We start from the raw sequence: 13856 nt of genomic DNA, 5'->3' as shown, positions 1-13856 counted from the left end.
GGCTTGCCGTCGTGACAGCCCATCCCGCTCAACCGATGCAACAACCCGTTCGCGAAGATCCATCGAGTAAGGTTTGCCCATTCATGCTGACCTCCTTGCCCAGCACGAAGGTTGAATCAGATTTGCACGCCTGAGGGAATCCCACGCCGATTCAGCATCAATTCATCCCGCTCTAGGGTGGAGCAGTCGCGAAGCGACGTTGCGGAAACCCTGGGATCCATGCCGTGACCTCGCGGCCACGCGCCGACGGTCGAGAATAACCGCACCGGATGACAGGTCGATGATCGGCGTAAAGTCTTGATCCGCCTCATTCTTTGACGGGCATCACGGCATGGATCCTAGGGTCTGCGCCGCGTCGCTTCGCTCCTTGCTTCGCCCTAGGATAACGAATTCGAAGGCGGCCGCTAACCGCGATCGTCGGCCTCGCCCGCCACTCCCTGTCACCATCTGTCACCATTCGTACGCGTACGTCGATTCCGCGTTGACAGCCCGCTCTTTTCGATTTACGAGTGACGAAAATTGAAATTCGTCACTCGTTAATTGACAGAGAGCTAATGTCCGAAGCCGCCAGCATAATGGCCGACGCCACCCGCCAGGAGAATGTCACCCGCATTCTCGACTGCGCCGAACGCCTGTTCCGCCACTATGGCTACGGCAAGACCAATGTCGCCGACATCGCCCGCGAACTCGGCATGTCGCCGGCCAATATCTACCGTTTCTTCGCCTCCAAGGTAGAAATCCACCAGGCCGTCTGCGGTCGCATGCTCGGCGCCAGCTACAACATGGCGTATGAGATTTGCCACCTCCCGATCAGCGCCGAGGAGCGGCTGCGTCGCTATGTGAATGCGCAGTACAGGATGACGCTGGAAGTCATGCTCGACGACCAGAAGGTGCATGAGATGGTGATCGTCGCGCTCGAGCGCGACTGGGGTGTCATCGACAAGCATATCGACAGCATTCACGACCTGTTTGCCGAGGTGATTCGCGAAGGCATCGCCGCCGGTGAGTTCAGAGAACAGGATCCGGTCATCGCATCGCGCTGCTTCGGCGCCGCCACCGTCATTCTGTGCCACCCGCAAATGGTGGCGCAGTGCCTTGCCAAGACCAACCGGGCGATGCCCGACGACCTAATCGATTACGCAATCAAAGCCCTGAAATAACCGCCGCCCGCCGGGCGCCGGTGTCGACCGTTCATCTCCAGTCGGGAGTACGAAAGTGCCTTTGTCCAGTTCCATTCTCCGCAAGCTGCCGGTCGCCGGCCTGATCGTCGCCACGCTCGGGCTCGCCGCCTGCAGCCAGGAAAAGGCCGAAGTCCAGGACATCATCCGTCCGGTCAAGGTGGTCGAGATCGGCCAGGCGCAAAACAGCCGCGAACTCGCCTATTCCGGCTCGGTGCGCGCCCGCACCGAAATGAACCTCGGCTTTCGCATCTCGGGCAAGGTGACCCAGCGCCTTGTCGATATCGGCCAGCATGTGACATCGGGCGATGTGCTCGCCCGCATCGATTCCACCGATTACGAGCTTTCGGTCAAGAGCGCCAAGGCCAGTCTCGATGCCGCCGAGCGGCAGGTCGAGACGGTCGACCTGACCAGAAAGCGCGCCGAGCAGCTCTATGCCAAGAATTTCACCTCCAAGTCGCAGCTCGAGCAGGCGACGCTGAGCTACAACCAGGCGGTGGCGAGCCGCGATGCCGCCCGTTCGACCCTTTCACAGGCGCAGAACCAGGTCGTCTATACCGATCTCAAGGCAAGCGAGAACGGCATCGTCACCGCTGTCAGCGCCGATGTCGGCCAGGTGGTCGGTGCCGGAACGCCGGTCATGACCGTTGCCGTCGATGGCGACAAGGAAGTGCTAATCGCGGTTCCTGAAATGGACATCGCCGCCTTCAAACCAGGCAAGGACGTCACGGCGAGCTTCTGGTCCGACGATGCGCTGAAGCTCTCCGGCAAGGTTCGCGAAGTGGCCGGCAGCGCCGACCAGCAGTCGCGCACCTTTGCCGTGCGTGTCTCGCTGCCCGACGATCCGCGCGTGCTGCTCGGCATGACCGCCAACATCGAGGCTTCGGTAGCCAAGAAGCAGGAGATGGTGTCGATCCCACTCACCGCGCTGGCGGAAAAGGATGGCCGCAAGATTGTCTGGACCGTCGACCGCGCCGGCGAGACTGTGCACGAGCGCCCGGTCAAGGTTGCGGAGTTTACCGCCGACGGCGTCAGTGTCGCCGACGGGCTCAAGCCGGGTGATGTCGTCGTTGCCGCCGGCACTCAGTTCATGAGCGAGAATCTCAAGGTCAAGCTGACCGGCGACGCGGTGCAGGCCGCCTCTGCGGAAGGCGACGCCGCAAAGGCCCTGCGCTGAAGGCAGACGCATGAAGCCGGCTTGATCGTCGCTTCGGCGAAAAGGCTGGCGAAGCATTCATGGTTTCCGGGCGGCGAGTGCCCGATGGTCGAGACGCCAAGGTCGAGTTCCCCCGCATCGATCACGCGTCCCACCGCGATGAGAGTCTCTCCCGCTCGGAAAGCCTCGCCGCCCGGAAGCCAGCATCGGAATTCCCTGAAGCCGCATGCCAAGGGTATGCGCTCACGATCAACGAATTGGACTGACGCCGATGACCACCACCAACGACAGCAGTGAAAAGCGGCCTTTCAATCTTTCGCGCTGGGCCATTGGCCATCCTTCCATTGCGCGCTTCCTGTTCGGCCTGATCATCATCGCCGGCGGGCTCGGCCTGATGCGCATGGGCCAGAAGGAAGATCCCGATTTCACCTTCCGCGTCATGGTCGTCCAGGCGATCTGGCCTGGCTCCTCGATCCAGGAGATGGAGGACCAGGTCGTCAACAAGATCGAGCGCAAGCTGCAGGAAACGCCGCATCTCGATTTCGTCCGCTCCTACACCCGCGCCGGCAGCGCCATCATCACCGTCCAGATCAAGGGCGACACCAATGCCGAGGAGGTGAAGGATGCCTTCTACCAGGTGCGCAAGAAGGTCGGCGACATCTCAGGCGACCTGCCGCAAGGCCTGCTCGGCCCCTACTTCAACGACGAGTTCGGCGACACCTTCATCACGCTGCATTCGATCAGCGGCGATGGCTACTCCTATCCCGAGCTGAAGAAGTTCGCCATCCAGGCGCGCGACATGCTGTTGACGACGCCGGGTGTCGAGAAGGCCGTCATCATCGGCGACCAGCCGGAGAAGATCTATATCGACATCTCGTCCAAGGCGCTGGCCGAACGCGGCCTGACGCTGACCGACCTGCAGAACGCCATCAAGGGCCAGAACAATGTCGATCCGGCAGGCTCCGTCGACACCGGCCTGCGCTCGGTGCGCATCTCGGTCGAAGGCGACGTCACCAAGGCAGCCGACATCAGGGAATTGCGGCTGCGCGCCGGCGGCCAGGTGACGCGTCTCGGCGACATCGCCACCGTGTCCTCCGGCCTTGAGGACCCCTATCAGCGCAAATACCGCTTCAATGGTCACGAAAGCGTCCAGGTCGGCGTCGTCATGGCCAAGGGCTTCAACGTCACCGATGTCGGCAAGGATGTCGAAGCGACATATAAGCGCTTCGAAGAGGCGCTGCCGTACGGTGTTTCGGTCGACCAGATCTCCGACCAGCCGGAGGTCGTGCGCGATGCAGTGAAGGAGTTCATGGAGGCACTGGGCGAAGCGCTGCTGATCGTGCTTGCCGTCTCGCTGCTGTCGATCGGCTGGCGCTCCGGCCTGGTCATCGCCATTGCCATTCCGCTGGTGCTCGCCGCCACCTTCGCCATCATGTACGAGCTCGGCATCGACCTGCAGCGCATTTCGCTCGGCGCGCTGATCATTGCGCTGGGTCTCCTCGTCGACGACGCCATGATCGTCGTCGAGATGATGGAGCGCAAGCTGGAGGAGGGGCTGGTCAAGATCGAAGCGGCGAGCTTCGCCTATTCCTCGACCGCCTTTCCGATGCTGACCGGAACGCTGATCACCACCGCCGGCTTCATCCCGGTCGGCTTCGCCGCCTCCACGGCCGGCGAATATGTGCGCACGCTGTTTTACGTCGTCGGCATCGCGCTGGTCGTGTCCTGGTTCGTTGCAGTCTATTTCACGCCGTGGCTCGGCTACATGATCCTCAAGCAGCGCAAGCATGCCGGCAATCATCACGATGCCTTCGACACCAGATTCTACCGGCGGCTGCGCGCCACGGTCGGCTGGGCGGTGCGCCATCGCATCATCGTTCTGGTGATGACGCTGGTCACCTTCGCCACCAGCCTGTGGGCGTTCCAGTTCATCCCGCAGAACTTCTTCCCGCAGTCGTCGCGTCCCGAAATCCTGGTCGATCTCTGGCTGCCTGAGGGAACCTCGATCAAGGAGGTCGAGACCCAGGCCAAGGCGCTTGAGGCCCGGATGATGGATGACAAGGACAAGCGCTTCATCGCCACCTATATTGGCGAGGGCGCGCCGCGCTTCTTCCTGCCGCTCGACCAGCAATTGCGCAATCCGAATTTTGCCCAGCTTCTGGTGATGGCCAATGACGAGCCGGCTCGCGAGCGGCTGATCCTCAAGCTGCGCTCCATTCTGGCGCAGGATTTCCCCTCGATCCGCTCCAAGGTCGATCGCCTGTTCCTCGGTCCGCCGACCGGCTGGCCGGTGCAGATGCGCGTCATGGGACCTGACCGTCAGGAAGTGCGCCGCATCGCCGACCAGGTGAAGGCTAAGTTCGCTGAAAATCCGCTGCTCGCCGCAGTCCATGACGACTGGCTGGAGCCGGTGCCGGCGATGAAGCTGGTCATCGATCAGGACCGCGCCCGTGCGCTCGGCGTCACCTCGCAGCGCATCCGCCAGATGCTGCAGGCGTCGATGTCCGGCGCGCCGTTGGACGACTTCCGCGATGGCGAGGAGACGGTGTCCATCGTTGCCCGCGAACCGGATGCCAGCCGCAACCTGCTTTCGTCGGTCGATTCGGTCTATATCCCGACCGATTTCGGCGGCTTCGTGCCGCTGTCGCAGGTCGCCAAGGTGGTGCCGGTTCTCGAGCAAGGCGTCGAATGGCGGCGTGACCGCTTGCCGACCATCTCGGTGCGCGCCACGCTGCCCGACGGCGTGCAGTCGAACGATGTCGTCACCAAGATGTACAACGACATGCAAGGCATGCGCGCCGGCCTGGCGCCTGGCTACAAGATCGAGATCCAGGGCGGTGCGGAGGATTCTGCCGAGAGCCAGGCTTCGATCGCCGCCAAGGCGCCGGTCATGCTGGCCGTCATCGTCGTGCTCTTGATGATCCAGCTGCAGCATTTCGGCAAGGCGATGCTGGTGCTGGCCACAGGTCCGCTCGGCATCATCGGTGCGGCGGCAGCATTGCTGATCAGCGGTGCGCCCTTCGGCTTCGTCGCTATCTTGGGCGTCATCGCGCTCCTCGGCATCATCATGCGCAACTCGATCATCCTGGTCGACCAGATCGACCAGGACATCGCCCGCGGCATGGACCGATCGGAGGCCATCATCGGCTCGGCCGTGCGCCGTTTCCGGCCGATCGTGCTGACCGCGATGACGGCGGTGCTGGCGCTGATCCCGATCTCGCGCGCCGTGTTCTGGGGCCCGCTCGCCTACGCCATGATGGGCGGCATCCTGGTCGCCACGGTGCTCACCATCCTGGTGCTGCCGGCCGGCTATGCGCTGTTCTTCGGCCGTGAACCGAAGAAGGCCAAGGAGCCGGCAGGCGAGGCGGTGCAGGACAATGAGCGGCCGCAACTGGCCCTGGCCGCCGAGTAACCACCGCTGGCGCATAGGATGCGCTCTTGGAAAAATGCTACAACGCCGTACGTTTGACGTGCGGCGTTGTGGCGTTCCGGCGCCATGATGCCCCATTTGTCGCGTGGAGGATGATCATGACCCTGGCCCAGACCTCGATCGCCCTGCGCCTGCCGATCGACGGACGCCATCGGCAGATGTTCATCGACGGCGCCTGGGTCGATGCTGCCTCGGGCCAGACCATGGAGACTCGCAATCCGGCGACCGGCGCGGTCATCGCCACGGTGCCGCGCGGCGACCGTCAGGACATAGACATTGCGGTGGCCGCGGCGCGAAAAGCCTTCGGCGGTCCTTGGAGCCGGTTCAAGCCCTATGAGCGGCAGGTCCTGCTGCTGAAGATCGCCGATCTCTTCGAAAAGCACTGGGAAGAGATCAGCCGCTCCGACACGACGGATATGGGCATGCCGATCGTGCGCACCCGCGCCAACCGCAATCGTGTCATCGGCATGCTGCGTTACTACGCCGGCATGGCCACAGTGCTGCATGGCGAGACCATCGACAATTCGCTGGCGGGCGAGATCGTTTCCTTCACCCGCAAGGAGCCGGTCGGCGTCGTCGGCGCCATCATCCCGTGGAACGCGCCGACCGCGGCCTCGATCTGGAAGATCGGCCCGGCGCTCGCCACCGGCTGCACCATCGTTTTGAAACCGTCGGAAGAGGCGCCTCTGACGCCGCTGTTGATCGCCGACATCATGAACGAGGCCGGCGTGCCGGCAGGTGTCGTCAACATCGTCACCGGCACCGGCGCTGAGGCGGGTGCCCCACTTGCCGAACATATGGGCGTCGACAAGATCGTCTTCACCGGCTCGACCGCGACCGGCCAGTCGATCGTGCGGGCGTCAGCCGGCAATCTGAAGCGCGTCTCGCTGGAGTTGGGCGGGAAGTCGCCGGTCATCGTCTGCGCCGACGCCGATCTCGACAAGGCCGTGCCGGTGGCGGCGATGTCGGTCTTCGCCAATTCCGGCCAGATCTGCATTGCCGGCTCGCGCCTGTTCGTCGAGCGCTCGATCCATGACGAGTTCGTCGCGCGGCTCGCTGCTTACGCACAGGGTCTGAAGATCGGTGACGGCATCGACCCGGCAACCGAGATCGGTCCGCTTGTGTCGGAGAAACAGTTGCTCAGGGTGACCGGCTACCTCGAAGCCGGTACGGCCGAAGGTGCTAAGCTGGTGACCGGCGGCGCGCGGTTGACGCAGGGCGCGCTCGCCTCCGGCAATTTCGTCGCGCCGACCGTCTTCGCCGGCGTCTGCGACGAGATGAAAATCGCGCGCGAGGAAATCTTCGGGCCGGTCATCTCGGCGCTGCCTTTCGACACGCTGGACGAAGCCGTCGAGCGCGCCAACAACACACCCTACGGCCTTGCCTCCGGGGTCTTCACCCAGAACGTCGCCACCGCGCACCAGCTGTCGCGAAAAATCCGCGCCGGCTCGGTCTGGGTCAACACCTATCACGCCATCGATCCGGCGGTGCCCTTCGGCGGCTACAAGATGAGCGGTTACGGCCGCGAGGGCGGCGCAGAGCATCTCGGCGAATATCTCAACACCAAGGGCGTGTTCATCAAAATAGATTGAACGGCAGCCCACACGAAAATGCTCCGCGACGCGCGTTTCGCAAAACAGGATTCCTTTCCAGCACGGCAAAGCCGTCCGATCTTGGCGATATATCGGAGCGCGGGCATGATCCCAAAAAGTGGGTACCGATTTTTGGAAAAGATCATGCTCCAACAAAGGATCGCGCTCGTCCACCTCAGGTGATCATCCCATGGCAGACAACAAGCAATTGCGGCTCGGTGCCTTCATGCGTCCGGTCAGTCTTCACACCGGCGCCTGGCGCTATCCCGGTGCCTATCCCGACGCCAACTTCAACTTCGCCCATCTGAAGCGCTTCGCGCAGACGCTGGAGGCGGCGAAGTTCGATGCGTTCTTCATGGCCGACCATCTGGCCGTGCTCAACATGCCGATCGAGGCGCTGCGGCGCAGCCACACGGTGACGTCGTTCGAGCCGTTCACGCTGCTGTCGGCGCTGGCTGCCGTCACCGACCATATCGGCCTGGTCGCCACCGCGTCGACGACCTTCGACGCGCCCTATCACATCGCCCGGCGCTTCGCCTCGCTCGACCATATCAGCGGCGGCCGCGCCGGCTGGAACATCGTCACGACATCCAACCCCGATGCCGCGCTGAACTTCGGTCTCGACGAGCATGTCGAGCATGACGAGCGCTACCACAACGCGCGGGAATTCTACGATGTGGTGACCGGCCTGTGGGACAGCTTTGCCGACGACGCCTTCATCCGCGACGCCGAAAGCGGGCTCTATTTCGATCCCGCCAAACTGCATGTGCTGGACCACAAGGGCGAAAACCTCTCGGTGCGCGGCCCGCTCAACATTGCCCGCCCGGTGCAAGGCTGGCCGGTTATCGTCCAGGCCGGCGCCTCGGAGGCGGGACGGCAACTGGCGGCCGAAACGGCGGAAGTGATTTTCGCCGCGCATTCCGATCTCGCGGCGGGACAGCGTTTCTTTGCCGATGTCAAAGGCAGGGCTGAAAAGCTCGGCCGTTCGCGTGACGACATCAAGATCCTGCCCGGCGCTTTCGTCATCGTCGGCGACAGCATCGAGGAAGCGCAGGCCAAGCGGGCTAAGCTCGACAGCCTGGTCTATTACGAGAGCGGCATCGCCTCGCTGTCGATCGCGCTCGGCCATGACGCGGCCCACTTCGATCCCGATGCGCCCTTGCCTGAAATCTCCGAGACCAACGCCTCGAAGAGCAGCCGCGAGCGCGTTATCGAATTGGCGCGCCGCGAGAATCTGACCGTCCGCCAGCTGGCGCAGCGGCTCGGCGGTTACTCCGGTCTTGCCTTTGTCGGCACGCCGAAGACCATCGCCGACGCGATGGAGGAATGGCTGCTTGCCGAGGGATCCGACGGCTTCAACGTCATGTTCCCCTACCTTCCCGCCGGGCTCGACGACTTCGCCGAGAAGGTGGTGCCGGAACTGCAGCGTCGAAGGCTCTTCCGGCGCGAATATGAGGGAACGACGTTGCGCGAGAATCTCGGTCTGAAGCGGCCGCCGAACCGGTTCTTCGAAGGCTCCGAAGCTGCCATCCGCAAGGCTGGCTGATGCACTCGCGGATGGGCTTGTGCAAAAAAGAAATGGGCGCCCCGAGGCGCGCCCTTTCTGTTCAAGCCGTCATTTTCAGATGACGAAGTACCAGTTGGCGAGCAGCATCACCACCACGCCTGCGACAAGCGTCAGGTAGGGCAGCATGCCCGCCTTTTTGACCGACAGGTCGGCGCCCGCCATGCCGAGGTCGGCCAGCATGTGGTCGGGAAACTTGCCCTTGTCCTGCACGTAGTGCCGGTAGCAGAACACCGGGATGATCAAGGCAGCAGTGATCAAGCCGGCCCACAGCGCCATCGGGTTCCACACCTTGGCGCCGGCGCCCATGAAGATGGCGTTGACATAAGCGAAGATGGCGCCGACGCCGAGCAGCCAGCTCGGGGCCTTCCAAGGCCGGTTGATGTGGCCGTTGTCGATGCGGTGGATCCAGCCGGCATTGAGGTTGAGGAAGTTGAAGATGATGTAGCCGCAATTCGACACGGCGAGGATGAAGAAGAAGCTCGTCGCGTCGGCCGAGGCGATGGCCAGCACTATCAGGTTGAATACGAGGTCGGTCCACATCGCCCGCGTGGGCGCGCCATGCTCGTTGACGTGGCTGAGGTAGCGCGGCAGCCAGCCGTCGACCGAGCCCTGATAGAGCGTGCGCGAGGAGCCGGCCATCGCCGTCATGATGCACAGCACCAGTGCCAGGATCATCAGCATCACCAGGAGGCTGTGGATCAGCGCGCCGCCGCCGACCATGCCGGCCAGTGCATCGGCGACGCCGGAGCCGTCGACGATCGGCGTCGCCAGCATGCCGTTCAAACCCAGCACGCCCTGGAAGGTGAAGGGCACCAGGATGAACAAGAGCATGCAGAGCAGGCCGGAATAAAAGATCGCCTTGAAGGTGTCGGTGCCCGGGTTCTTGAACTCGGAGGTGTAGCAGACGGCAGTCTCGAAACCGTAGGTCGACCATGCCGCGATGAACATGCCGCCCAACACCAGCGTCCAGCCCGGGATGTTCCATGAGCCGGGCTCCGGCGCGTAGGCGGCGGCGAGCGGCACCAGCGGCGAAAAATTCGCCCAGTTGATCTGGCCGGTGACGATCGGCACGACGCCGACGATCAGCATCGGGATGATGACCAGCAGGCCGATATACTTCTGCACGTTGGCGGTGCCCAGAATGCCGCGATGCTGGATCGAGAAGATGATCAGCATCAGCACCGCGCCGATGAAGAAAGTGGCGTTGAAGGTGAAGGACACCGGCCCCAGCGTGTGGCTCCACAGCGACCAGGTGCGGATCGCCGGCGTTGCCGCGGCGGTCACCGCGGCGATGGCGTCGGCGGGCGCCGTTCCGGCATGCGCCGCAATATAGGCGACGACGTCGGGCGAGGCCTCGGTGACGAGCGGCACCGGCGCCAGCGCGTTAAGGATGTAGGCGGCGGCGATCGAGCAGCCGAGCGACAGCACGGGCGACCAGGCGAACCAGTTGCACCACACCGACAGCGGCGCGATGAACTTGGAGTAGCGCAGCCAGGCGGTGGCGCCGTAGATCGAGGCGCCGCCCGACTTGTTCGGGAACAGGCCGGCGATCTCAGCATAGGTGAAGGATTGCAGGAAGCCCATGATCATGGACACCGTCCAGATCAGGAAGGCCAGCGTTCCGGTCGTGCCGGCAATGCCGCCGATCGAAAACAGGACCAGGGCCGGAACGCCGCTCGCCACCCAGAAGGCGCCGCGCCAGTCTATATGCCTGAGCAGCTTGCTTTCGGCAGGCAGCTCGAGGGCCGTGCTAATAGAGCTCATGTCTGTGAATTCCCCTTTTTCGCTGTTCCCGCCGGTGATGCCTCGACTGCGCGAAGCTTGTTCCCCGGCAAATGACCTTCACGACTCCGGTGTTTCCACTCAGTCGTATTTTTTTCTTAACAGTGAAGATTGATCCGACGCGCTTTCACGTCAAGCGATTTGTGATGTCGTGCACATCACTCCGCGAAGCGGACGAAAAGCCAACTGCTTGGCTTTTCGAATGACGAACGTCGGGCAGGGCGATGAGGGGCGGCGCCGATTTTCGATAATTGGTGGCCTCCAACACTGGCCGGAATCTCACCTTCGTGTCATGCGATGCCTTGGCTCATGACGGCGGCGTCAAAGTGATGCTGATACTGGGCCTGCCGCACACGCGCGCAAGCGACCATTCCTCAACTCCCCGTATAGTGACGGGAGAAGGGGGCTGGCCGCAACGCTGGCACTCTTCTTGCGACGCCGATGGTTGACGAAATCGGCGAGACAGCGCCCCTCTCCCCGTCACTATACGGGAGAGGATGCCGGCAGGCAGGTGAGGGGCAGCGCCAACGCTTGGAAAATCGAAACCTGGAGCGATTGCCTCTCGTCAGGAACGCGGTCTGGTCTTCTGCGGATCGTAATGGGCGAAGGCCACCACCCGCGCTGGCAGCCGCTTGGCATGGCCGTCGAGCTTGCCGATCTCGACCTCCGTGCCGACAGCAGCATGGGTGACGTCGAGCCTCGCCAGCGCGATGTTCTTGTTCAGCACCGGCGAACGCATGCCTGAGGTAACGACGCCGATCTGGGCGCGGCCGACATGGACGCAATCGCCATGGCCGACGGCGACATTGCTGTCGATGTCGAGGCCGACCAGTTTGTGCTGCGGATGTTCCTTGCGCCGGATCAGCGCCTCGCGGCCGATGAAGTCGTCGGTCTTGGCCTTCAAAGGCACGGTGAAACCGATGCCCGCCTCGAACGGATCGGTCTGGTCGGAGAACTCGTAACCGGCGAAGATCAGCCCGGCCTCGATGCGCACCATGTCGAGCGCCTGCAGGCCCATCGGTTTCAGCCCGTGCGGCTGGCCGGCTTCCCAGATGGCGTCGAAGACTTTCTCGGCGTCGCGCGGATGGCACCAGATCTCGTAGCCAAGCTCGCCGGTATAGCCGGTGCGCGACACCACGACCGGGATGCCGTTGCCGCCGCCGATGCGCGCCACCGCAAAGCGGAACCATTCGAGTTCGTCGATCGAAGGCTGCAGCGGCGAGGTCCAGATGACTTCCCTGAGGATGTCGCGGCTCTTCGGTCCTTGCACGGCGACATTGTGCATCTGGTCGGTCGATGAGCGCACCAGCACGTTGAGGCCAAGTTTCTTCGAGGTCTCGCGCAGCCATTCGCCCGAGAGATCGTCGCCGCCGACCCAGCGGAAATTGTCCTTGCCGAGCCGCAGCAGCGTGCCGTCGTCGATCATGCCGCCATGCTCGTAGCACATGGCGGAATAGACGACCTGGCCGACGCCGAGCTTCTTCACGTCGCGGGTCAGCGTGTATTGCAGCAACGCTTCGGAATCCGGGCCGGTGACCTCGAACTTGCGCAGCGGCGACAGGTCCATGATCACCGCGTCCTGCCGGCACGCCCAGTATTCGGTGATCGGCCCTTCCTTGGCGAAGGAATTGGCCAGCCAATAGCCTCGATATTCCACGAAGTTGCGGGTGTGCTTGGCGAAGCTCGAATGAAAGGCTGTCTCGCGGGTCATTTTCGGTTCCGAATCGGGCGTCATGCGTCTGGCGATCGCTCGCGAGAATTTGTGCTGGCCGGAATAGGTCCGCACATGGATGTCGGTGAGGTCCCAGCCATTCGCCGGCGTGGTGTCGTCGGGGCAGGCGGAGGAGACGCAGACGATGTCGGTCAGCGCTCTCAGCAGCACATAGTCGCCGGCACGCGACCACGGCTCATCGGAGACCATGACGCCATGCGCGTCGATCGCCGTGTTGAAGAAGAAGTTTATCGCCATCCAGCCCGCGCGCGGCGTCACACCCTTGTCGGCCAGCGCGCGATTGAAGTTCTCCGAGCAGTTGGTGTGGCCGGGATAGCCGATGTCGTCGTAATATTTGGCCGCACAAGCAAGCGCGAAGGCATCATGCCGGCCGCATGTGTCCTGCACCACCTCGACCAGCGGCTCCATGTCGTGGTCATAATATTTCGAATGCAGGCCGGGCATCGGATAGCTCGACCCCATCAGCGTGCGCGTCGTCGTCACGTCGAGCGGATGGTCGAGGCCCTTGTCCAGCTTGCGCGCCGAAAAGCACTGGAAGTCGGTGCATTGGCGGCCGTCGACGTCGATGATCTGCAGATAGTCGCCAGCTTTGACGAAGTAGGATTCGGCGGTGGCCGAATGCACCCTGAGATCGAGCACCGGATCGGCAAGCGGATCGGGAAGCTGCGATTTCGTTTTCAGGCGCACTGTGGCGCGGCGCACGATGACGGCAAGCGGCGTGGCCGTGTCATGGCCATCGACCAGCATCGGACCGCCGGGGGCGGCAATCAGCATCGCACCGTCGCGCGCGATAGTGAACGCCTGCTCGGTGCCGGCAGGCGTCGCGCCGCCGAACACGCGCACGGCCTTCGCCTGGTCGAACTGCACCTGGCGGCGCTCGAGGCCGCGGCGCACGGAGGCGAGACTGTCATCGCCCTCGGCCAACAGCGCCTTGATCCCGGCGGCATTGCTATTGGATTTTTCGCCGAGGATGGAAGGGTCGGTCGCGCCTGACTTGTCCCAGGCCAGCAGTTCGCAAGCCTGTCCGCCCTCGACATTGCGCACGGTAAATGTATCGCCGGCCTCGACCTCGATCAGCACCGCGCCGTTGCCCTGGATCGTATACCGCTCCATGCCCGGCGGCAGCGCGATCTGGCCAGGCCTCAGGATGAGGCTCGGTCGGGGCGGTCCGGCTGCGATAGTGGGGTAGGGCGACTGGCTCATCTCAGCCTTGCGGTTCGAGAAACAAGTTTGCCTGTGTGTGAAATTATTTTAGCTGTAAGAATAGCAGCGCGGTTGCGTTTGGCAAGGCGAAGGTGGCGGGCTGGGCGTGAAACACGGTGTATGAATTTGCTACTCAGTCTCATTTCCAAACGGCGCCGCTGCCCCTCATCTGGCTGCCGCCATCTTCTCCCCGTGAACGGGGAGAAGGGCGCTCTC

General features: G+C 63.3%; 7 protein-coding genes. 5 read left to right on the top strand and 2 right to left on the bottom strand.

Annotated features, from left to right (window positions below; genetic code table 11):
• The first annotated feature begins 554 nt into the window (after window positions 1–554).
• The 5 genes from AC04SG_RS11735 to AC04SG_RS11715 all read left to right on the top strand — a co-directional run bounded on the left by AC04SG_RS11735 (window position 555) and on the right by AC04SG_RS11715 (window position 8902).
• Window positions 555–1160, top strand: coding sequence for a TetR/AcrR family transcriptional regulator (locus tag AC04SG_RS11735; RefSeq protein ID WP_488551149.1), 606 nt, complete (start codon window positions 555–557; stop codon window positions 1158–1160).
• 55 nt (window positions 1161–1215) lie between these two features.
• On the top strand, window positions 1216–2355 hold the full coding sequence (locus tag AC04SG_RS11730; RefSeq protein ID WP_488551148.1) for an efflux RND transporter periplasmic adaptor subunit: 1140 nt from the start codon (window positions 1216–1218) through the stop codon (window positions 2353–2355).
• Window positions 2356–2605: 250 nt separating this feature from the next.
• Window positions 2606–5746, top strand: a complete 3141-nt coding sequence (locus AC04SG_RS11725; protein ID WP_488551147.1) for an efflux RND transporter permease subunit — start codon at window positions 2606–2608, stop codon at window positions 5744–5746.
• Window positions 5747–5862: 116 nt separating this feature from the next.
• Window positions 5863–7356 (top strand): aldehyde dehydrogenase family protein, encoded by a 1494-nt coding sequence (locus AC04SG_RS11720; protein ID WP_488551146.1) that lies wholly within the window; start codon window positions 5863–5865, stop codon window positions 7354–7356.
• Window positions 7357–7546: 190 nt separating this feature from the next.
• Window positions 7547–8902, top strand: a complete 1356-nt coding sequence (locus AC04SG_RS11715) for an LLM class flavin-dependent oxidoreductase (protein ID WP_488551145.1) — start codon at window positions 7547–7549, stop codon at window positions 8900–8902.
• Window positions 8903–8977: 75 nt separating this feature from the next.
• On the opposite strand, the gene AC04SG_RS11710 is transcribed toward AC04SG_RS11715, so the two are convergent.
• Window positions 8978–10687: a trimethylamine N-oxide permease gene (locus AC04SG_RS11710; protein ID WP_488551144.1), complete on the bottom strand. Its 1710-nt coding sequence runs from the start codon at window positions 10685–10687 to the stop codon at window positions 8978–8980.
• A 583-nt stretch (window positions 10688–11270) separates the two neighbouring features.
• Window positions 11271–13640: a trimethylamine N-oxide demethylase gene (locus AC04SG_RS11705; RefSeq protein WP_488551143.1), complete on the bottom strand. Its 2370-nt coding sequence runs from the start codon at window positions 13638–13640 to the stop codon at window positions 11271–11273.
• Window positions 13641–13856 lie beyond the last annotated feature (216 nt).

This window comes from Mesorhizobium sp. CNPSo 4684, assembly GCF_057784315.1.
This window is presented reverse-complemented; position numbering and strand designations above follow the sequence as displayed.